Source organism: Sulfuricaulis sp., from assembly GCF_024653915.1.
Taxonomy (GTDB): Bacteria; Pseudomonadota; Gammaproteobacteria; order Acidiferrobacterales; family Sulfurifustaceae; genus Sulfuricaulis.
In genome coordinates, this window is the sequence record NZ_JANLGY010000005.1 from 107,103 (window position 1) to 126,964 (window position 19,862).

Annotated in this window: 21 protein-coding genes; 7 read left to right on the forward strand and 14 right to left on the reverse strand. The window is 57.4% G+C overall.

Going from position 1 to position 19,862, the window contains the following annotated elements:
- Nucleotides 1-3: 3 nt before the first annotated feature.
- Together NUV55_RS02875 and NUV55_RS02880 are read right to left on the reverse strand one after the other, a co-directional pair.
- A complete protein-coding gene (locus tag NUV55_RS02875) occupies nt 4-270 on the reverse strand; it encodes a glutaredoxin domain-containing protein (RefSeq protein ID WP_296670225.1) in 267 nt (88 codons plus the stop codon).
- A 9-nt stretch (nt 271-279) separates the two neighbouring features.
- Nucleotides 280-1,830 (reverse strand): MFS transporter, encoded by a 1,551-nt coding sequence (locus NUV55_RS02880; RefSeq protein WP_296670227.1) that lies wholly within the window; start codon nt 1,828-1,830, stop codon nt 280-282.
- Between the two features lie 675 nt (nt 1,831-2,505).
- Between NUV55_RS02880 and NUV55_RS02885 the strand changes: the two genes are divergently transcribed.
- Together NUV55_RS02885 and NUV55_RS02890 are read left to right on the forward strand one after the other, a co-directional pair.
- Nucleotides 2,506-3,111, forward strand: a complete 606-nt coding sequence (locus NUV55_RS02885) for a tetratricopeptide repeat protein (protein WP_296670229.1) — start codon at nt 2,506-2,508, stop codon at nt 3,109-3,111.
- Nucleotides 3,112-3,425: 314 nt separating this feature from the next.
- Entirely contained in the window at nt 3,426-4,490 is a 1,065-nt protein-coding gene (locus tag NUV55_RS02890; protein ID WP_296670230.1) for a hypothetical protein, read from the forward strand.
- A 106-nt stretch (nt 4,491-4,596) separates the two neighbouring features.
- Here NUV55_RS02890 and NUV55_RS02895 read toward each other — a convergent pair whose 3' ends face one another.
- The 4 genes from NUV55_RS02895 to proC form a co-directional block, all read right to left on the reverse strand.
- Nucleotides 4,597-6,570, reverse strand: a complete 1,974-nt coding sequence (locus NUV55_RS02895) for a dynamin family protein (RefSeq protein WP_296670233.1) — start codon at nt 6,568-6,570, stop codon at nt 4,597-4,599.
- A 134-nt stretch (nt 6,571-6,704) separates the two neighbouring features.
- A complete protein-coding gene (locus tag NUV55_RS02900; RefSeq protein WP_296670235.1) occupies nt 6,705-6,995 on the reverse strand; it encodes a DUF167 family protein in 291 nt (96 codons plus the stop codon).
- 1 nt (nt 6,996) lies between these two features.
- Nucleotides 6,997-7,554: a YggT family protein gene (locus NUV55_RS02905; protein ID WP_296670236.1), complete on the reverse strand. Its 558-nt coding sequence runs from the start codon at nt 7,552-7,554 to the stop codon at nt 6,997-6,999.
- The gene (proC, locus tag NUV55_RS02910) at nt 7,551-8,402 is read right to left on the reverse strand and encodes a pyrroline-5-carboxylate reductase (protein WP_296670238.1); all 852 of its coding nucleotides are present in this window, start codon (nt 8,400-8,402) and stop codon (nt 7,551-7,553) included. The genes NUV55_RS02905 and proC overlap by 4 nt, the downstream gene beginning before the upstream one ends.
- Before the next feature lie 198 nt (nt 8,403-8,600).
- On the opposite strand from proC, the gene NUV55_RS02915 reads away from it, so the two are divergent.
- A complete protein-coding gene (locus NUV55_RS02915) occupies nt 8,601-9,677 on the forward strand; it encodes a type IV pilus twitching motility protein PilT (RefSeq protein ID WP_296670240.1) in 1,077 nt (358 codons plus the stop codon).
- Nucleotides 9,674-10,789: a PilT/PilU family type 4a pilus ATPase gene (locus tag NUV55_RS02920; protein WP_296670242.1), complete on the forward strand. Its 1,116-nt coding sequence runs from the start codon at nt 9,674-9,676 to the stop codon at nt 10,787-10,789. The genes NUV55_RS02915 and NUV55_RS02920 overlap by 4 nt, the downstream gene beginning before the upstream one ends.
- 101 nt (nt 10,790-10,890) lie before the next feature.
- On the opposite strand, the gene NUV55_RS02925 is transcribed toward NUV55_RS02920, so the two are convergent.
- From NUV55_RS02925 to gshA, 8 genes are all read right to left on the reverse strand, one after another.
- Complete coding sequence (locus NUV55_RS02925; RefSeq protein WP_296670245.1) at nt 10,891-12,177, reverse strand: dihydroorotase; 1,287 nt, start codon at nt 12,175-12,177, stop codon at nt 10,891-10,893.
- Nucleotides 12,174-13,202: an aspartate carbamoyltransferase catalytic subunit gene (locus tag NUV55_RS02930; RefSeq protein ID WP_296670247.1), complete on the reverse strand. Its 1,029-nt coding sequence runs from the start codon at nt 13,200-13,202 to the stop codon at nt 12,174-12,176. The genes NUV55_RS02925 and NUV55_RS02930 overlap by 4 nt, the downstream gene beginning before the upstream one ends.
- Nucleotides 13,199-13,696, reverse strand: coding sequence for a bifunctional pyr operon transcriptional regulator/uracil phosphoribosyltransferase PyrR (gene pyrR, locus NUV55_RS02935; protein ID WP_296670248.1), 498 nt, complete (start codon nt 13,694-13,696; stop codon nt 13,199-13,201). The genes NUV55_RS02930 and pyrR overlap by 4 nt, the downstream gene beginning before the upstream one ends.
- Nucleotides 13,693-14,130 (reverse strand): Holliday junction resolvase RuvX, encoded by a 438-nt coding sequence (gene ruvX, locus NUV55_RS02940; protein WP_296670250.1) that lies wholly within the window; start codon nt 14,128-14,130, stop codon nt 13,693-13,695. Before ruvX ends, pyrR begins: the two co-directional genes overlap by 4 nt.
- Nucleotides 14,127-14,690 carry a YqgE/AlgH family protein gene (locus NUV55_RS02945; protein ID WP_296670252.1) on the reverse strand — a complete coding sequence of 188 codons (564 nt, stop codon included), beginning with the start codon at nt 14,688-14,690 and terminating at the stop codon, nt 14,127-14,129. The genes ruvX and NUV55_RS02945 overlap by 4 nt, the downstream gene beginning before the upstream one ends.
- Nucleotides 14,691-14,851: 161 nt before the next feature.
- Nucleotides 14,852-15,742, reverse strand: coding sequence for an energy transducer TonB (locus NUV55_RS02950; protein WP_296670253.1), 891 nt, complete (start codon nt 15,740-15,742; stop codon nt 14,852-14,854).
- A 47-nt stretch (nt 15,743-15,789) separates the two neighbouring features.
- Nucleotides 15,790-16,758, reverse strand: coding sequence for a glutathione synthase (gene gshB, locus NUV55_RS02955; RefSeq protein WP_296670255.1), 969 nt, complete (start codon nt 16,756-16,758; stop codon nt 15,790-15,792).
- Between the two features lie 71 nt (nt 16,759-16,829).
- A complete protein-coding gene (gshA, locus tag NUV55_RS02960; protein ID WP_296670257.1) occupies nt 16,830-18,137 on the reverse strand; it encodes a glutamate--cysteine ligase in 1,308 nt (435 codons plus the stop codon).
- A 378-nt stretch (nt 18,138-18,515) separates the two neighbouring features.
- Here gshA and NUV55_RS02965 point away from each other — a divergent pair, with 378 nt between their 5' ends.
- Genes NUV55_RS02965 through NUV55_RS02975 form a run of 3 tightly spaced genes read left to right on the forward strand, consistent with a single transcriptional unit; the run spans nt 18,516 to nt 19,832 of the window.
- Entirely contained in the window at nt 18,516-18,866 is a 351-nt protein-coding gene (locus NUV55_RS02965) for a response regulator (protein ID WP_296670426.1), read from the forward strand.
- Nucleotides 18,867-18,923: 57 nt separating this feature from the next.
- Nucleotides 18,924-19,286: a response regulator transcription factor gene (locus NUV55_RS02970; RefSeq protein ID WP_367280328.1), complete on the forward strand. Its 363-nt coding sequence runs from the start codon at nt 18,924-18,926 to the stop codon at nt 19,284-19,286.
- 3 nt (nt 19,287-19,289) lie between these two features.
- A complete protein-coding gene (locus NUV55_RS02975; protein WP_296670259.1) occupies nt 19,290-19,832 on the forward strand; it encodes a chemotaxis protein CheW in 543 nt (180 codons plus the stop codon).
- Nucleotides 19,833-19,862: the final 30 nt, after the last annotated feature.

The following is a 19,862-nucleotide window of genomic DNA, read 5'->3' on the forward strand; positions in this document are numbered from 1 at the left end:
CGGTTAGGTGCCGGTGGTCTCCACGAACTCATCCAATCCGCCTTCCATATGCAGTTCGGTCAGCTCGGTGAAGCCGCCGATGCACTGGCCGTCAATCAGGATCTGGGGAACTGTGCGTGCGCCATTGGTGACGCGCGCGAATTCGCCGCGCGCCGCCGTGTCGGTGTCAATGCGGATTTCCTCGTAGGGAATGTTCCATTTCTGGAGCAGCGCCTTGGTCTTCAGGCAGAAGGAACAGGCGCCGGTGCTGTAGATTTTGACTCTCGCCATGGTGAACCTTCAGGATTTTCTCGACCGTGCTGCTGCCGTGGCGGCTGTAGCGAGGGCAATGACAATACTGAATAAAGTTGTACCGAACAAGCTCACCCAACCCGAGATGTCCGCCGGGCTAAACAATGCCATCAGGGGAGTAAGCAGATCAAAAGTGGCCAATACTTTCTGGTGCTTGAAGGCATCGAGCAGTGCCACCGACAACGCCGCGATGCCGAAGCCGACGAGGCCACCGATTATGGCGCGCTGGATTAATTGACCGCGGCTTAATACACGCGGCTCGATCTCAGCCAGTTGTTGAATTTCCGGTTCGCGTTTGCCGAGCGGCGAGAAGCGCTGGAGCATCAGCATGCCGGGGATGCCTATGGCTATCGTGAACAAAAAGAATTCACGCCAGCCGATGGCATCTACCATGACGCCGGTCACCGGACCGGCGAGAATGCGCGGCAGTGCAAACAGACTCGAGAACAGCGCGTATTGCGTGGCCGAGAATTGCTTCATGGTCATGCGCAACAACAACACACTGAAGGCGCCGGTCCCCATGCCAGTGGTGAGGCTCTCAAAGCCCATGGCGGTGTACATCAACGGTCGGTTTACGCCGACCTCGGCGATGAGCACGTAGCCGAAGTTGGACGCGATCTGTAATCCGCCAAATACCCACAAGGCGTGACCGAGACCCATGGTGGTGGTCAGCATGCCGCCAATAAAGGTGCCGACCAGCGTGGCGACCAGACCGATTGTGGCGGTGGCAATGCCGACATCGAAATCATTGAATCCGATTTGCACCAGGAACGGTCTTATAAGCGCGCCGCCGAGGTTGTCGGCAAGCTTGTAAAGGACCACGAACGCCAACAATTCGAGCGCGCGGTGCTTGGAGAGAAATCCCACAAACGGATCCCACACCGCTTCGCGCAGTGACGGTGGCGCCTGTAGATGGTCGGCGGCGGATTTGGGCGCCAACAGCGTGACCACCATCATCGGCAGGTAGAACAGCGCGAGCAGCGTGAACATGACCGGCCAGGACCACAACCCGGCCAGCGTGATGGTGAGTCCGCCGGCCACGAACATGGCCGAGCGATAGATGGCGATGCGCGCCCCCACGGCCACGCCTTGTTCGTCCGGTTCCAGGACTTCCACCGCGTAGGCATCGATGGCAATGTCCTGGCTCGCCGAGGCGAAGGCGATGGCGAGCGTGAGACTGCCGATGACCCAGAGCGTTTCCGGCCGCAGCGCCACGCCGCCGAGCAGCAAGGTACCGATCAACAACGCAATCTGCCACAGCAACGTCCAGCCGAGCTTGCGCCCCAGTCGTGGCAGCGGCAGGGCGTAGCGATCCATCAATGGTGACCACAGGAATTTAAAGCTCCAGGGTGCCTGGGCGAGCGTGAACAGACCGATGATGCGGATATCCACGCCCTCGCGTGCGAGCCAGGTTGGAATCGCGATCCACACCAGCCCCAGAGGCAGGCCTGAGGAAAAAGAGAGCAGGCTCACGGCAGCCGTGCGCGGACTGCGCAGCGCAAGCCACACGGCGCGCCACGAAGAAACTCGGTTGGTCACTCTATTTTTCCTCTTTGGGTGTTCTCAGACTTCTGAGGTTCAGGCAGGGGGCGGAGGTGGTGGCAGGGGTTGGTAAAGAAATATCTGAAATTACCGCACCCAAGCTGGTAAGCAGTGGGATTCAGCGTTGATGGATGGAACTCGTGGTGGACTTGAAATGGATAAATTGTCTGTTCCTGAATTTGATTATTCCCATCCATGGCGAACGGCACTCATCTTACACCGCTTTGTTATGTCATTTCTTTTTCACATGCCAGTAAAAACTTGGTCCCGGAACCGCCGTTCGCTGCCAGATATCGGACGAAAGGTGTTCACGGAAAGCTTTCAGTGGTCTATCTCAAATGAGGCCAGAAAGAATTCCTGACGGTCGGATCATTACCAGAATCGTCATTAAACGCCTAATTCAGGCCAGTTTCCCAATGGCGAATCGGTTTTTCCAGGGTGACAAATCATTGATTCTAAAGCTTTAGAACAGGTGGCATAGCTCTTGCACCTTCAATCCCAAGATTAACGTAATTAGCTTTCGGGGAGTGGGTTATGCCGGGTTTCAATACGGAGAGAAACACAAGCTTTGGCCGCGTCATGGCGGTAGGCGGAGTGATCGGTTTTTGGGTCTTGTTGACGGGAACACCTGCGCAAGCGGCTGTTTCAGAATCTGCTTTTCCGGTGATTCAGATGGGTCAGGAATTACGTCCGCAAGAAAAATCCATCAGTACGAATCAGGTGGCGGTCGTGCAGTACAACACCGGCCAGCGTTCCGAAGCGGTGCGCATGTGGCAAACCCACGCTGAAAAAGGCGATGCCGAGGCTCAATTTACCCTGGGTGTCCTGTACAACCGGGGAGACGGGGGTTTGGCCAAGGATATGATCGAGGCGGTTCACTGGTATCGTAAATCCGCAGAACAAGGACATGTCATCGCCCAGTACAACATGGGCATACTCTGCGCTACCGGTACCGGTCTTGCCCGCGATTTGAACGCCGCCATTGATTGGTGGCGCATGGCGGCCCTGCAGGGGCATGCTGAGGCCCAATTCAATCTGGGTCTGTATTATGCCGAAGGCACTGGCGTCAATCCGGACCCGTCTGAAGCGGTTAAATGGTGGGGTTTGGCGGCGAAGCAAGGCTTGGCGGCGGCGCAGTTCAATCTGGGCCTCATGTACATGAAGGGTGAAGGCATTGCCGAGAACCAGGAGGAGGCCGTCAAACTTTGGCGCCTGTCAGCGAATCAAGGCTTTACCCAGGCCATCACCGTGCTCAAGGTGCTGCAACTGGATCATTAACTCTCGCTGTCCCGGCGTCTTGTTTTAGTTAAATCGCCACAGCAGCCACCTTTCTGATTAACTAATGACCCCCTCCCGGCTGCGTCGGGAGGGGGTCATTTTCATTGGGTGACGAGATTCCTGAGAATGGGTTCGCCAGCGAAAAAGTATAAAAAATCAATGTAATCAACAGTCTAAACATATATCCTGACAACCAGTTGCAGACTATCACGAGAATCAGCACAATGGTCGGCAGGGATTTAGATCCATGTTTAAAACGGATTAGAAACCTTAACAAGTTTTAACTACAGGCATTTTTCGGAGGAGATATCCAAATGAAGTCGAAATCAACAAAGCTTGGCCGGCTTTTCGCTTTGGTCCTGGCGTTCGTGCTGGGGTCGAGCAACGCCTTTGCGGCGGAAGAGTACGGCATTTTTGAACGCATTCTGGAGGCATCGGGATCGTTCAATGACACCACGGCAGCGCTGGAGAAGGCTTTGGCCGAATCCAAATTGACGTTGCATGCCAAGCGCGATCTGACCTACACCGACAAGGTGCAACAGGCTCGCGTTTATGTGATCACTTCCCCCGCCTACATGGAAGCCGCACAGGGTGAATCGCCCGATACCATCTCGGCGCAGATCCTGCGCATCGGTGTGTATGAATACGGCGAGGGCAAGAAGGTCCATGTCAACATGGGCAATCCGACCGCGCACGCGATGGTCTTCTATGCAGGTTCCAAGAACTACGACAAGTTGCTGGCAGCCGCTAAAACGGCTGGACAGGAAATCAGGGACACTGCGGCCAAGGTGCCGGGTAACCAGGTAGCCGTGCAGCTGGAACCGGTTCGCAGCGAGAAGGCATTGAACAAGTTCAACGGCGACGGTCCTGCCAAGATGATGGCCAAGTTCCGTAACTGGAAGGAAAGCCAGAATGAGGTGTTCAAGGACCAGCCCGAAAACTTTAACGCTGTCGTAGCCCGCGTAGAGAAAACGCTGGCTGCAAGTAAGGACAAGGGTGTGGAAGATTCTTCCGGCTGGACTCTGATTAGCAAGATTCCTGTGGGCGCCAACGCGGTCTACTTCGGCATCGCCAACGACTACACAGAAAACAAATGCATCCGCATCAACTCCGACTTCCGCAGCGAAGGCAAGGCCAAGGACGCCCCCTATCCGGGTGTGGACCATGCTCCTGCCATGCCGCTGGAAGTGCTCGTCATCAATGATGGCAAGAACGTGAAAGTGGTGCAGTACGGTGAAATGTGGCGCATGCAGCTGTACTTCTGGGATTCCGGTTACATGGCGTTCGCCAAGAACACCCTGATCCCGAGCATCATCTTCTCGTCAATCGACACAGCGCTGACGGCCACTGCTTCGGCTGAGCCGGCTGCCGCGAAGTAATCCGTTTACTAACGGATAAGCCAAGGCCGGAAGGGGCGACCCTTCCGGCCTTTTTTTATCCGTGGCATAAAACCAGATTAATCGGCTGATGCGAAATAACTAAGGTTCAAGAATCTATCGGAGCCGGTTGGTTTATCTTGCGTAGCATATTGCGGATGACGAGCTGCTGGTTTTCCAGATTCTGACGACTGGATTCCAGTTCGGCAATGCGATCGTTCAGGTTGCCGGAATTTTCGTGGACCTTCTTCAAGTTTTCAAGACGCTGATCCATGAGGATTTTGTGCTCGCGGACCTGTGACAGAATTGGCCCCATGATGGCCTTACTCCAGGCGCGGGCGGCAGTATTACTCTCGCTGAAAATTTCACGCGCCCGTCCCGCCAGCGTGACGAAGAATTTCTGCACCACAAAGTGCTGTTCCGTGATGATCATCATCGGACTGTTTCGGAAAGCCTCTGCTTCTTCATAGAGTTTCTGCAACTGGCTGCGATACGGCAGCAGCGAGAAATTGACCGGCTTGATCTTGGCGAGCCCGTGTTCGCTGTGGAATTTTCCGTAGATGGCCTGCACCAAACTGCGTACCTGCTGGGTCTGTTTATTGGCTCTCTCCATGGCATCGAGCGCCCCGTTGAACATCGACTTCATGGCTTCCCGCAGTCCTGGTGTGGTCCAGGATTCGGACATGCCCCGGCGGGTAATATCCGCCAGATTGTCAAAGGCTTCGACACTAAGGTAATCGAGCAGAACCTTCACCTGATCGGAGAGCACGGCGCGCGTATTCTGGAAGCTGACGAGCGTCTGATCGTAGGCTTGTTTTTCGTCACGCAGGCGCGTCACCAGATCCTGTACGGTTTCGCTATTTTCGCTACCCAAAGTCTGAAGTTCCACGATCTGTCCGGCAACAGCAAAGTGTCTGGCCTCGATCATGGCGCTGGTGGTTTCGACCATGGAGCCAATGTCGTGGATCACGCGTTCGCGCAGCAACTCCCGCCTTGCCGGGATGATGTCATCCGACAGTTTGGCCTCCAGTGCAGGCAGACCGCTACGTTCGATCAGTGCGTAATCCGCCTTGATTTTTCCAAGCAATCCCTTTTGCGCGGATACCGCCAGCACCTGGTTTTTGCTGATACCGAGCGTGCGCGCCGTTTCCTGTGTCTGACGCGCCATCGCCGTGGCGAATGCGTTGTCATGGCGCATCTCGTCCCACAGGTAATCAATTTTGTTCAGCGCCACCAGCCGACCGGCACCATTGCTGTCCCGGGTCGGGCAGACGTGATGGTTCCATACTTCAAGATCGGTTTTGGTGACGCCGGCATCAGCGGCCAGTACAAACAGAACTGCCTGCGCGCTCGGCAACATGCTCAATGTCAGTTCCGGTTCAGTGCCGAGTGAATTGAGTCCAGGCGTGTCGAGCACTACCAGGCCCTGCTTCAGCAACGGGTGCGGAAAATTGATGATGGCGTGACGCCACACGGGAATCTCCACGCTGCCATCACTGTTCAGCATGTGCGTCGTGGCTTCCATGTCAGGATGGTAAAGGCCGAATTCTTCAGCCTGTTGCCGGCTGACAGATTTGGTTCTAACGGTTTGATGAAAGGTCTCGGCCATTTTTTTGGGTGAATCCAGATCCAGCGGCATCACCGTCCACGCCGCGGAGGTGCGCTTGTATTCAGATATGGTGGTGGCGGTTTGGCGTGTTTCGATGGGAAGGAGTTTCAGGCACGGCGGCTTGTTGTCGTCGTAGCGTAATTCCGTGGGACACATGGTGGTACGGCCGGCTTCAGAGGGCAGGAGGCGCTGCCGGTAGTCAGCGAAAAAAATGGCGTTGATGAGTTCGGTCTTGCCCCGGGAAAATTCGGCGACCAGAGCGATGGTGAGCTTGTCAGAGCGGAGTGCGTCGATGAGTTCGTAAAGTTGCAGATCTTCCTCGCCGCTGGCGAGTCCGTGGCTTTCGACCCAGGTCTGATATTCGTTGATGATTTCGATTAATTCATCGCGCCAGCGTTTGTAATCCCCCAGTCGCCGGCTGAATTCGTTAATGGCCAGCCGGGGCCGCTCCTTTAAGGTTTGCGCGCTTATCATTATATTGAATACCCCTTTAATACAGGTGGTTAGAATATAAACTTAAATAAGAACTATATCTAGCCCCTACCTGCTTTGAGAGGTGCCACGGGACAAGCCACCAAGGGGGCCAAGTCCGGGGGCTCAGAGAGGTGTTACTTCATGTCCCAGTCGAGGTTTTCAGGGAGTTTTTGCGGGGAGTGGATGCGCAATTGCTTGCGTTGGGAGGTATTGCCGCGCTCAAGCACGACATGGCGGCGGGGCACGTCGAACAGCTTGGCCAGGCAGGCGACAAGTTGATCGTTGGCCCGGCCTTCGACCGGCGGAGCCTTAAGGCGGATCTTTAAACGGTCGCCTGTTACACCGGTAATAGCATCCGATTTGGCGCGTGGTTGGACTTGAACCTGAAGAATGAGATCAGTGCCATCCCGGCGAAACCAGCCCACGCTAGCGCAGCAGATGGGCGAGTGCGAGTTGCAACAGCTGTAGTCCCACGAGCACGACTATCGGCGAAAGGTCGAGCCCTCCGACCGCGGGGATCAGGCGCCGCGCCGGGCGCATCAGCGGTTCCGTGAGGCTCGCCAGCAGATCGCCGGCGGGATTGTGACGCATGCCATAAGGCATGAACCAGCTCAGGATCACACGCAGCAGCACGGCGTAGAAATAGACGTTGATCGTGAGTTGCGCCAGGCTAACTACGGTGGCCAGCAACAGTGGCAGAAGATCAGGTGTGCGCCCGATAAGCCAGGAGATGAGGAACAACTCCAGGCACTTGAGGATGAGCAGCAAGACGAGTGAAGCAATGTCGATGCCGAACAGGCCGGGAATGATGCGCCGCAGCGGTTTGAGCAGCGGGTTGGTAAGTGCTACCAGAAACTGGGAAATAGGGTTATAGAAATCGGCGCGTACGATCTGGAACAGGAAGCGCAGCAATACCGCCAGGATGTACAGTCCGAAGACGACCTCGACGATGAGGCCGCTTGCCTCGGTGAAAAATGAATTCATGTCTTTTTTCCGAACATGTCAGCGATTTCCCGCGAGCGGTTGACCGCTGCCTGCACGGCCTTTTTGAACAACTGACGGATGTCGCCCTGTTCCAGAATCTTTACCGCCTGTTCCGTTGTGCCGCCGGGCGAAGTCACGCGACGACGCAGTTGTGACGGTTCTTCATGGCCTTCCAGCGCCATCTTGGCGGCGCCGAAGGCCGTCTCGAGCGTGAGCAGACGTGCCTGCTTCGGAGCCAGCCCGGATTCGATGGCGGCCTGTTCGAGCGCTTCCATGACGAGGAAAAAATACGCCGGTCCGCTGCCGGACAGCGCCGTCACCACGTCCATCAGGTCTTCGTTATTGAGCCATACCGTCACGCCCACGGCGCGCAGAATGGATTCGGCCTGATTGCGCATGGATTCATTTACGCGCTCATTGGCGTACAGCCCCGAGGCGCCACTGCCGATTAGTGCGGCGGTGTTGGGCATGGCGCGCACGATGGGAAGCCCGCCGCCCAGCCAGCGGTCGATGTCCTCGAGGCGCACGCCCGCGGCGATGGAGATCACCAGGGGTTTTGTCTTCTGGACAACATGGGCCAATGCCTTGGCCACTCCAGCCAACAACTGCGGCTTGACTGAGAGCACCAGGATCGCGGCGCGCGTGACAACGACTTCGTTGTCGGCAAAGGTTTTGACGCCGAGGACGGATTCAATCGCCTGCCGCTGCGACGATTCGGGATCGGAGAGGACGATCTGGCTCTGGCCCCAGCCGTTTTTCAGCAGGCCCGAGGCCAGGCTGCGCGCCATATTGCCGGCGCCGATAAATCCGATCAGGGGGTGCGCGCCGCGTGAGGAGGTGGAAGCCATGGCCGGCAAAGTTTAAAGCGCCGCTCCGCGGAACGGAAGCCGAATTCCGGGTATTGGCCCGCCAAAGCCGGGCATTATTGCGGAATTCCCCGACCGCCGGACAAGTCGTCCATTGCAGGTAAGCCGGGAATGGACTAGAAATTATGGCAAGGGCCGAATTTGTAACGCTTTTACCATCCACGGCCCACGGAGAACCTAATGGATATAGCCGAGCTGCTGGCGTTTGCCTTCAAACAGAACGCCTCGGACTTGCATTTGTCGTCCGGTCTGCCGCCCTTGATTCGCGTGGATGGCGACATCAAGCGCATCAACGTGGACCCGCTGGACGATCGCACCGTCCACAACATGATCTACGACATCATGTCGGACAAGCAGCAGAAGGATTACGAGGAATTCCTTGAGACCGACTTCTCCTTCGAGCTGCCCAACATTGCGCGATTCCGCGTCAATGCCTTTAACCAGAATCGCGGCCCGGCCGCGGTGTTCCGGACCATTCCTTCGAAGGTGCTGACGCTGGAGCAGCTCAATTGTCCTCCAATCTTCAAACAGATTGCCGACCAACCGCGCGGGGTTGTGCTCGTGACCGGTCCGACCGGTTCCGGCAAGTCCACGACCTTGGCGGCCATGGTTAATCACATCAACGAAACGGAGCATGGACACATCCTCACCATCGAGGACCCGATCGAGTTTGTGCATACCAGCAAGAACTGTCTCATCAACCAGCGCGAGGTCGGCAAGGATACACTCGGATTCAACAATGCCCTGCGCTCTGCCCTGCGTGAAGATCCGGATATCATTCTGGTGGGTGAAATGCGCGATCTGGAAACCATCCGTCTGGCATTGACCGGCGCCGAAACTGGACACCTGGTGTTCGGAACCTTGCACACCAGTTCTGCCGCCAAGACCATCGATCGCATCATCGACGTGTTCCCGGCCGCCGAAAAGGACATGGTGCGTGCCATGCTTTCCGAGTCGCTGCGCGCGGTCATCTCGCAGACACTGCTCAAGAAAATCGGCGGCGGTCGCGTGGCGGCGCACGAAATCATGATCGGCACGCCTGCCATCCGCAACCTGATTCGTGAAAACAAGATTGCACAGATGTATTCGGCCATCCAGACCGGCCAGAACGTGGGCATGTCCACGCTCGACCAGAACCTGGTAGACCTGGTGCGCACGCGCCAGGTGCACGTGGACGAAGCCCGTACCGTGGCGGCCAACAAAGACCAGTTCACGGCGGGCGCGATGATGGCGGCGGCTGCGGCGAGCAAGAAATGAACTTCATCGATCTCCTCAAGCTCATGAAGCACAAGAAGGCCTCGGACCTGTTCGTCACGGCCGGCGTGCCACCCTCCATCAAGGTGGACGGAAAGCTCATGCCGGTGACCAAACAGGCGCTCACGCCGGAGCAGTCGCGCGCCTTCGCCTACGGCATCATGAACGAAGACCAGCGCCGCCAATTCGAGGCGAATAACGAATGCAACTTCGCGATCGCACCGCAGGAAATTGGTCGCTTCCGCGTCAATGTATTTATGCAGCAACAGCGCGTGGGCATGGTGCTGCGCACCATCAATACTGATATCCCGCGCTTCGACGATCTGCACCTCCCCAAGGTGATGGCGGACTTGGCGCTGACCAAGCGCGGATTGATCCTGTTTGTCGGCGGCACTGGCTCGGGAAAATCCACCTCACTGGCGGCCATGATTGGCTATCGCAATGAATACAGCTATGGGCACATTCTCACTATCGAGGACCCGGTGGAATACGTGCATGACCACAAGAACTGCATCGTGAACCAGCGTGAGGTCGGCGTGGACACGGCGACTTACGAGATCGCCCTGAAAAATGCCATGCGCCAGGCTCCGGACGTAATCTTGATCGGCGAGGTGCGCGCGCGCGAGACCATGGATCTCGCCATCCAGTTTTCCGAGACCGGTCATCTGTGTCTGTCCACTTTGCACGCCAACAATGCCAATCAGGCGCTCGACCGCATCATCAACTTTTTCCCCGAGGACAAGCGCAATCAGTTGCTGATGGACCTGGGGCTTAACTTGAAGGCCATCGTGTCACAGCGCCTGATACCGATTAAGAGTGGCAAGGGACGTGTCCCGGCGGTCGAGGTAATGATCAACTCGCCACTCGTCGCCGATCTGATCATGGAAGGCAAGGTCCCGGAGATCAAGGATTTGATGGGCAAGTCCACCGAAGCCGGCATGCAGACCTTCGACCAGTCATTGTTCAACCTGTACGAGGCTGATCTGATTTCCTACGATGATGCCCTGCGCAACGCCGATTCGGTCAACGATGTGCGCCTGCGCATCAAGCTTGAAGGCAAAGACTCAAAGAATCGTGAGCTCGGCGAATCCATGCGCAACGTGACCGTCAAATAATTATCGATACGGCACATAACATATGTGACCGACGCTTGTAACATGCCTATAAAAAAAGCCCCGCGAGGGGCTTTTTTGTTGTGGCACTATGCCGATCTCGATCAAATTTTTGGCGTTTCGTAAACCAGCTTCCCGCCTACCAGCGTATGGGTAACCCGCCCGCGAAATGTCTGTCCCAGAAACGGTGTGTTGTGGCCGCGCGAGACGAGCTTGTCTTCAGTCAGTGTCCAGCGTGTTTCAGGATCGAAGATGCAGACATCGGCGGTGGCGCCGATGCCGAGATGACCGGTTTCCACGCCGATAATCTCCGCCGGCTTGTGAGTCAGCAACGCAATGGCTTCCGTCAGCGTGAGCAGTTTCTCGTCCACCAGTCTGAGCGTCAGCGGTAGTAATGTTTCCAGCGCTGAAATGCCGGGCTCTGAACGGGCGAAGGGTGCGAGCTTGGCATCCGGCTCGTGTGGCTGGTGATCCGAACAGATGGCGCTGAGGGTTCCATTGCTAATCGCCTTGCGCAGTCCTTCGCGGTCGTGCTTGCCGCGCAGCGGCGGGCGCACATGACACTGAGTATTGAAATCGCCGATATCATGCTCGGTCAGGTGCAGGTGATGCGCCGTGGTGTCGGCGCTGACAGGCAGCCCTTTTTTCTGTGCCGCGGCCACCATGGCCGCAGCGCGTGCACTGGATAGCCCGCAGAAATGTGCACGGCAGCCGGTCTGTTCGATCAATGCGAGGTCGCGTGCGACGCCAACGGTTTCCGCCGCTTCTGGTATCCCGGCGAGACCCAGGCGTGTACCGACTTCGCCTTCATGGACGCAGCCGCCGTTGCGCAGCCAGGGGTCTTCGGCATGCAGGAACACGGTGAGGTCGAGCGTGGCGGCGTATTCGAGGGCGCGGCGCATCACCAGCGTATCGGTCACGGGTGACAGGGCGTTGGTGAATCCCACGCAGCCGGCCTCGTCGAGCGCCTCCATGTCGGCCAACAGTTTGCCTTCGAGCCGCTGGGTCAGCGCGCCCAGTGGGTGGATGAAGGCGAGCCCGAAGCGCCAGGCACGCGACTGCAGCATCTGGGCCATGGCTGGGGTGTCGATGACGGGCAGGGTATCGGGTGGGCAGCACAGCGTGGTAATGCCGGCGGCGACGGCGGCACGCACCTCGGATTCGATCGTAGCCTTGTATTCCAGACCCGGTTCGCGCAGACGCGCGCGCAGATCAACCAGCCCGGGGCAGACGATACGACCACGTGCGTCGATGGTTTTCTTCGCCCTGAATCCCGACGGCGCCTTGCCAACTCCGGCAACAAAGCCGTTGTCATCGATAAAAAGATCTTTTTTCCCATCCACGTTATTGGCCGGGTCTATCAGGTGCCCACCCTGGATGACGAGACTCATTTGCGTTTTTTCCTTTCGGTGGGCGCACGTGCCTTGCTTGCTGAATCGCGCATGCCTGATTCCCGACTCGTCGACGCACCACCCATGATCAGCGCCATCACCGCCATGCGCACGGCAATGCCGTAAGTCACCTGCGGCAGGATCACGGATTGCGGGCCGTCGGCCACGGCGGAATCGATTTCAAGCCCGCGATTCATCGGGCCCGGATGCATGACAATGGCGTCCTTCGCCGCCAGCGAAAGTTTTGCAGGCGTGAGTCCGTAGAGGTTGAAATACTCATGCTCGCTCGGAATATAGGCGCCCTGCATGCGTTCGCGTTGTAGTCGCAGCATCATGACCACATCCACGCCTTCGAGACCTTCCTCCATGCGCGTATAGGGGCGCACGCCGAGTTTCTCGACCGCCGTTGGCATCAGGGTCTTGGGTGCTACCACGCGCAGTTCCGCCACGCCCAGCGCCTTAAGCGCATGAATCTGTGAGCGCGCCACGCGCGAATGCAGGATATCCCCGACGATGGCGACCTTGAGTTTTTCAAACGCGCCCTTGTGGCGGCGGATGGTGAACATGTCAAGCAGCCCTTGCGTGGGATGCGCATGACGTCCATCGCCGGCGTTGATGATGCGTACGTGCGCGGGTACATGACGCGCGATCATGTGCGCGGCACCGGATTCCGCGTGCCGTACCACGAACAGGTCCGTGTGCATGGCCTCGAGATTACGGATGGTATCGAGCAGGGTTTCGCCCTTGGAGGTGCTGGAGGCGCTGACGTTCAGATTGATCACGTCCGCCGACAAGCGCTTGGCGGCAATCTCGAACGTGGTCCGCGTGCGGGTGCTGGATTCGAAGAACAGATTGACGACGGTCTTGCCGCGCAGCAGGGGGATTTTCTTGATCTCGCGCTCGCCCATCGAGATGAAGGACTCGGCGGTGTCCAGAATTTCTACGATGGTTTGACGGGAAAGACCTTCAGTGGTGAGCAAATGGCGCAACCGGCCGGTGTCATCGAATTGAAGGCCTTGATTCACCCGTTGGCCTCCTGGATGCGCAGCTCAAGTTTTTCCGGACCAAGCAATTTCACGTGCTGGTTTTTGCCGAGCTTGACGCGCTCGCCCACGACCTGCGGCTCGATGGGCAGCTCGCGTCCGCCGCGCTCGATGAGGCAGGCGAGCATCACCGAGGCCGGGCGGCCGTAATCGAAAATTTCATTGAGCGCGGCACGGATGGTGCGCCCGGTGTGAAGTACATCATCCACGAGAATCAGGTGGCGATCTTCCACGTTGACTGGCAAATGCGAGGTCCGCACCTGCGGGTTCATGCCGACGCGCGTAAAGTCATCGCGGTAGAAGGAGATGTCGAGCGTGCCGAGCGGTTCCTGAAGATCGAGTTGCTGGTGCAATTGTTCGGCCACCCAGGCTCCGCCGGTGTGGATACCGATCATGAGCGGTTTGCTTTTGAGCGCCGGCCGCAGTTGTTCGACCATGCGCGTCAGCGCCGCTTCAACGTCGATCGCCGCCGTCACGGGGTTTCTCCGGGGAGTTCATTCAGGAAGGCCTGCAGGATGGTCTGGGCCGCCACTTTATCGAGCCGGGACTTGTGACGCCTCATGGGAACGCCGGCTTCGTTCAGGATATCCCGAGCGGCCAGCGTTGAGAGACGTTCATCCACCATGTGTACTGGCAAATTGTAGCGTTCCTTCAGGCGTTGTCCAAACGCCCGGGCGGCGCGGGTCATGGAGTTATTGCTGCCGTCCATGTTGAGCGGCAGGCCGACTACCAGGGCGTCCGGGCGCCATTCCCCGATCAGCTGAGAAATGCGCACCCAATCGGGGTTTTTGGCAGAACCGCGCAGGGTGGTCACGGGTTCGGCCAAGCGCGAGTGGCTGCTACCGACGGCCACGCCGATGTATTTTTCCCCGTAGTCGAAGGCCAGATAAGTACGAGGCGGGCCACTCAAGCGTGGCCCGCCTCGCTGGAGAGCGTGGTGAGGTCGACACCCACCAGCTGGGCCGCGGCCTTCCAGCGCTGCTCCAGCGGCAAGTTGAAAATGATGTCCTGGTTCGCGGGACCGGACAGCCATGAGTTTTCTGTAATCTCGCGTTCCAGTTGCCCCACGCCCCAGCCGGCGTAGCCCAGCGCCACGATGAATTTCTCCGGCCCGCGGTTTTCCGCGATGGCTTCGAGGATGTCGCGCGAGGTGGAAACGCCGAACCGGTCCGTAACCGACAGGGTGGATTCCCATTTACCGAGCGGTTCGTGCAACACGAAGCCGCGATTGCTCTGTACCGGTCCGCCAAGGTAAACCACATCATTCGCGTGACTAGCTTTGTCCGGCGTAATCCCCAGCTGGTCGAATATGTCGCACAGATGCAAGTCGGTCAGGCGGTTGATCACAATGCCCATGCAGCCTTCTTCGGAATGCTCGCAGATAAGCGTCACGCTGCGCGCAAAGTTTTCGTCCGCCAGGTTCGGCATGGCGATCAGAAAATGATTCGTGAGTGAATCAGGATTATTCATGACGAACAGTATCCGGCAGACCGGCACCGGACTCAAGGCCGAAACTGATTAAAATTTCACAGGATTTACAGGATTAAAACAGGATTAACAGGATTTTTTTGATTTCTAAAATCTTTAATCCTGTGAATCCTGAGAAATCCTGTTAATCCTGTCTATTTTTTTTAGTTTTCGCTGCTGAGTCCGGTCTCGTTGAATTTCCAGGTGCGCGTGATGTGCAGCACGTCGAGGTCCTCACGGATCTCGGGCGGAAATGGGGCGAACGGTGCGGACAGCTCGACGATGCGGATGGCGGCGTCATCGAGAATCTTCTGGCCCGAAGAGCGGCGCACTGAAATTTCGTTGATCGAGCCATCGGCGTTGAGCGCCACATCGAGCAGCAAATTTCCCGTGAGATGACGTCGTTTGGCTTCATCGGGATAATTGAGATTACCAATACGCTCAACCTTGGCGCGCCAGGAATCCATGTAGGCGGCGTATTTGTATTCCTGCGTGCGTGCGTTCAGAAATTTATGTCGTGGGCGTTTCTGGAATTCCTGCCACGTCCGGCTGATCTCGGCATTGAGACGCGCGCGCTCTTCCAGAATTTCCGCTGGCGTCATGAGACCGAGGCTCGGTGGTTGCAATTGCAATTCTTTTTTGTCCGGCCGGCTTTCCTGTTCCTTGACTTTCCGGGATGCGTCTTGGGAGAGCAGCGTGATCATCTCGCGTTCCGATTTGACGCGCTTCTGAGGCGTGGACTGGAAAGCGGGAAAGTCGCGGTTGACGGGGCTGATCTCGCGCACCGGCAGCGGGTTCTTGGCGATCTCGGCGGCGTCGCTATCGCCGCCACCGTCCTGGTTCGCCTGCGCAAGAAATTCCGGGTCGAGCGTGCGTTTGTCACTGGCAGTCTGTACCAGCGTGATTTCGAGCGAAGGCAGCCCCGGTAAATCTCGCAGCTTCGGCAAGGCGAAAGTGACGCCAAGAATGATAACCATGTGCACCAGGAACGAGCCGAACATGCTCACCCCGAAGCGGTCGGTTTGCGAAAGGCCGGATATCGTTTGGGCCGTCATGCGCGAAATAAAAACACCAAGTCCGAATTTAATACGAAAAGTATATCTTAACCCTGCCGCTGCACGCGCGGCTTCCCGAGACGGCTGGCAATGGCGTCCATGATACTGCCGCTGATGTGGAGGTTGTACAGACGGTCGAGTTCGCGAATGCAGGTCGGGCTGGTGACGTTGATCTCCGTCAGGTAATCGCCAATCACGTCCAGCCCCACGAACAATAATCCCTTGTCCCGCAGCACCGGGCCTACTTGCGCACAAATCCAGCGGTCACGCTCGGACAGTGGAACGCCCACCCCCTTGCCACCGGCGGCGAGATTACCGCGGGTCTCGCCCTCGGCCGGGATGCGCGCAAGGGCATAGGGAATCGGCTCGCCATCGACCAGCAGGATGCGCTTGTCCCCTTGGGCAATTTCCGGGATGAAGCGCTGCGCCATGGCGTACCGCGAGGCATTCGCGGTCAGGGTTTCGATGACGACGTTTGCGTTCGGATCACCCCGCCGCAGACGGAAGATTGATTCTCCCCCCATGCTGCCGAGTGGCTTCAGGATAATGTCCTCGTGTTCGGCGAGGAAATCGCGCAGCCGCCCGCCCGCGCGCGTCACCAGCGTGGGCGGGGTGCATTGCGGAAACCAGGCCGTGAAAAGTTTTTCGTTGGCGTCGCGCAGGCTGCGCGGTTTGTTTACCACCAGTACGCCGGCATCCTCGGCACGTTCCAGGAGGTAGGTGGTGTAGACATACTCCATGTCGAACGGCGGGTCCTTGCGCATCAGGATGACATCGAGACCGGACAGCGCCCCCGTGTTTTCCTCGCCCCATTCGAACCAGCGCTGAGTGTCATCGAATACTTTGAGGGCGCGCTGGCGCGCAAAGGCCTGTCCATCACGCAGAAACAGGTCGCCCTGTTCCATGTAGCGAATCGTCCAGCCGCGCGCCTGCGCCTCAAGCAGCATGGCCAGTGTGCTGTCCTTGTAAGCCTTGATGGAGCCGATGGGATCCATCACCACGCCTAACTTAACCATGAGTAGCAAGTAACGAGTTGCAAGTAGCAAGTAAAGGCAAAAGTAGCGGATGCCGGCATTCTTGCCACTTGCTACTTGCCACTTGCCACTTCCTTTGTGGATTCGCGTGCAGCGGCGAGCAGGGCAAGGCGCGCAATAACGCCGTAGGCATAAAAGCGATTGGGATTGGCGTCCGGCGCCTGCTGCGGATCGGGAAAGGTGCAGGTTTCGGCGAAAGCGAGCGGTTCGAAATGCATGCCCGGAGCATTCAGGTTTTCATCCGGACGGCGATCGGTGTGCACGCGGTAGAAGCCGCCGATCACGTAACGGTCGATCATGTAAACCACCGGTTCGGCCACGGCGTTTTTGGCGCCCCAGGTCTCGAAGGTATACACACCCTCCTGCACCATGACGTCATGCACGGCCTGGCCTTCTTTAAGATGAGACATTTTGTTTCGCTGTTTGCGATTGAGCGAGCGCACCTCGTCGGCGCTTTTTACCGTCATGATGGCCATGCCGTAAGTGCCGGCATCGGCTTTCACGATGGCGAAGGGTTCCTGCTCAATGCCGTAATCGCGGTATTTCACGCGCAGCTCGGCCAGCACCTCATCGACATAATTGGCCAGGCAATCCTCGCCTTCGCGTTTTTCGAAATTGATTTTTCCGCATTTGCGAAACACCGGATTCATCAGCCACGGATCCAGGTGCACGATGTCAGAAAATTCCTTGACGATCTGCTGATAATGCGCGAAGTGTTTGGACTTGAGTCGTTTCCACCAACCGAGCGACGCCGGCGGAACCAGCGGTTTCTCAAGATTATCCAGAATGGCTGGCAACCCGCCCGACAGATCATTGTTGAGCAGCACGAAACAGGGATCGAAACCAGCCACGGTGACCTTGTTGCTCTCCCGAATCAACGGTTCGAGCGTAAGGCGACGGCCCGAGGGCAATTCGATGATTCTGGATTCGCGCACATCGGGCAGCAGGGACCCCACACGTACGCGCAGGCCAGCCAGGGTCAGGATTTCGACGAGAGCGGCAAGGCTTTCAAAGTAGTAGGTGTTGCGCGTGTGATTTTCCGGGATGACCAGCACGCCGCCGGCGCTGGGGCAAATGCGTTCGAGTGCCGCCTGTACCGCCTGCACGGCGAGTGACTGGAATGCCGGATTGAGATTATTGAAACCGCCCGGAAACAGGTTGGTATCCACCGGCGCCAGCTTGAAGCCGGCGTTGCGCAGATCAACGGAACAATAGAAGGGGGCGGGGGTCTGCTGCCACTGGGAACGGAACCAGCGTTCGATGCCGGCCTGGTTCTGCAACAGATGGGCCTCGATTTCCAGCAGCGGCCCGGTCAGGGCCGTGGTCAGATGCGGAACGGCCGTCCAAGATTCATTACCCATGGTTCCCTGGCTCGTGCGTCATAAATCACCTTGACCCCATGGTAGCCGATTGGTTCTGCCCACGGTATTCCCGGGATGCGGGCAGGATACCTGCTGACATCTGGCCATTATTGCGCATGTTTCGGGGACTAGACCGGGAAGGGGTCCTTGGCGAAGGGATTTCGAGCACCCGCCGAAGCATGGACTATATTGTGTAGGGTACGACTGCGGGCGGTATGTGCATGGATTTCATGGAGAATTTGTGCTACCAAATCATTGGTGTAGCAAAATAACTGCAGAAATCACATCACAAACCGATTCATTTCCGCGCGGTCGGGCAGCATACAGCGTCCACCAGGCAGGATGTCGGCGAGGGTAGCGCACGTGAGCATCAAAGTAATGATTATCGATGACAGCAACACCATCCGGCGAACAGCCGAGGCGTTGCTGAAGAAGGCCGGTTATGAAGTTTTTACCGCCGCGGACGGATTCGAGGCGATGTCGATGATTACTGACAATCTTCCGGACATCATCTTTGTGGACATCATGATGCCGCGGCTGGACGGCTATCAGACCTGTCAGCTGATCAAGAACAACAAGAAATTCCGGGACACGCCGGTGATCATGTTGTCCAGCAAAGACGGGTTGTTCGATCGCGCGCGCGGACGCATCGCCGGGTCGGAGGAGCATGTGAACAAGCCTTTTACCCAGGAAGAACTGATCGACGTCATCAACAAGTACGTGCACTGATCGGGACGAATCGACAAGAGCGGAAATTTTTTAATAACGCAGTGAATGGAGCGGTCTATGGCCATAAAAAATGTTTTGATCGTGGATGATTCGGCGACGGATTCTCATATTCTGGGTGAGATGCTCAAGAAAAACGGTTACACCGTTACGACCGCGATCAGCGGTGAGGAAGGTATCGCCAAGGCTAAAAAAGATAAGCCCGATTTGATTCTGATGGATATTGTGATGCCGGGCATGAGCGGTTTTGAGGCCACGCGCGCCATCTCCAAGGACCCAATGACTTCAGCCATACCGGTCATCGTCTGTTCCACCAAGGGGCAGGAGACCGACAAGGCGTGGGGATTGCGCCAGGGGGCCAAGGATTACATCGTCAAGCCTATTGGGGAAAAGGTATTGATGGAGAAGATCAGGGCACTCTAAGCCATGGCTCAGACACGACAGGACCCGTTCGAACTGCTGCGCAAGATGCAGCAGGAAAGTCTGGAAAACGCCCCCGGACTTCCGCAGGAAGTCGAGGTTACCAAGCTGTGGTCCGGTGTCGGATTCCGGGTGGGTGAGATCATGCTGGTGACACCGCTGGACAACGTGCTCGAAATTCTCCCACCGTTGCCGATGACGCCGGTGCCGAGTGTGAAGCCATGGCTGAAGGGCGTGGCCAACGTGCGTGGGAACCTGATTACGATCGTCGACTTGCCGGAGTATTACGGCAAGCCATCGGTATTCATGGATGACAAGGCGCGGATGCTCATCATGAATGTGCCGGGTCTGAATGCAGGATTGCTGGTGAACGAGGTGCTGGGTTTGCGGCACTTCGACGAGGACCTGGAGCGCCAGGATCTGTCCGGGTTGGATGATCCGGTGCTGGTCCAATTGAACGGCGCGTTTCTGCGCGACAACGTGCTGTGGGGGGTTTTCGACATGAGGTCGCTGGCAGAAAGCCCCACGTTCCGGCATGTCGCGGCATGAGTGGCGGACGGTATTTCCGGGATGGCTCTG

Excerpts from the sequence above, each read along its gene's own strand:
- NUV55_RS02875 (WP_296670225.1), bottom strand. The coding sequence starts at position 270 with ATGGCGAGAGTCAAAATCTACAGCACCGGCGCCTGTTCCTTCTGCCTG.
- NUV55_RS02885 (WP_296670229.1), top strand. The coding sequence starts at position 2,506 with ATGGGTCAGGAATTACGTCCGCAAGAAAAATCCATCAGTACGAATCAG.
- NUV55_RS02890 (WP_296670230.1), top strand. The coding sequence starts at position 3,426 with ATGAAGTCGAAATCAACAAAGCTTGGCCGGCTTTTCGCTTTGGTCCTG.
- NUV55_RS02895 (WP_296670233.1), bottom strand. The coding sequence starts at position 6,570 with ATGATAAGCGCGCAAACCTTAAAGGAGCGGCCCCGGCTGGCCATTAAC.
- NUV55_RS02905 (WP_296670236.1), bottom strand. The coding sequence starts at position 7,554 with ATGAATTCATTTTTCACCGAGGCAAGCGGCCTCATCGTCGAGGTCGTC.
- proC (WP_296670238.1), bottom strand. The coding sequence starts at position 8,402 with ATGGCTTCCACCTCCTCACGCGGCGCGCACCCCCTGATCGGATTTATC.
- NUV55_RS02915 (WP_296670240.1), top strand. The coding sequence starts at position 8,601 with ATGGATATAGCCGAGCTGCTGGCGTTTGCCTTCAAACAGAACGCCTCG.
- NUV55_RS02920 (WP_296670242.1), top strand. The coding sequence starts at position 9,674 with ATGAACTTCATCGATCTCCTCAAGCTCATGAAGCACAAGAAGGCCTCG.
- NUV55_RS02925 (WP_296670245.1), bottom strand. The coding sequence starts at position 12,177 with ATGAGTCTCGTCATCCAGGGTGGGCACCTGATAGACCCGGCCAATAAC.
- NUV55_RS02945 (WP_296670252.1), bottom strand. The coding sequence starts at position 14,690 with ATGAATAATCCTGATTCACTCACGAATCATTTTCTGATCGCCATGCCG.
- NUV55_RS02950 (WP_296670253.1), bottom strand. The coding sequence starts at position 15,742 with ATGACGGCCCAAACGATATCCGGCCTTTCGCAAACCGACCGCTTCGGG.
- gshB (WP_296670255.1), bottom strand. The coding sequence starts at position 16,758 with ATGGTTAAGTTAGGCGTGGTGATGGATCCCATCGGCTCCATCAAGGCT.
- gshA (WP_296670257.1), bottom strand. The coding sequence starts at position 18,137 with ATGGGTAATGAATCTTGGACGGCCGTTCCGCATCTGACCACGGCCCTG.
- NUV55_RS02965 (WP_296670426.1), top strand. The coding sequence starts at position 18,516 with ATGATTATCGATGACAGCAACACCATCCGGCGAACAGCCGAGGCGTTG.
- NUV55_RS02970 (WP_367280328.1), top strand. The coding sequence starts at position 18,924 with ATGGCCATAAAAAATGTTTTGATCGTGGATGATTCGGCGACGGATTCT.
- NUV55_RS02975 (WP_296670259.1), top strand. The coding sequence starts at position 19,290 with ATGGCTCAGACACGACAGGACCCGTTCGAACTGCTGCGCAAGATGCAG.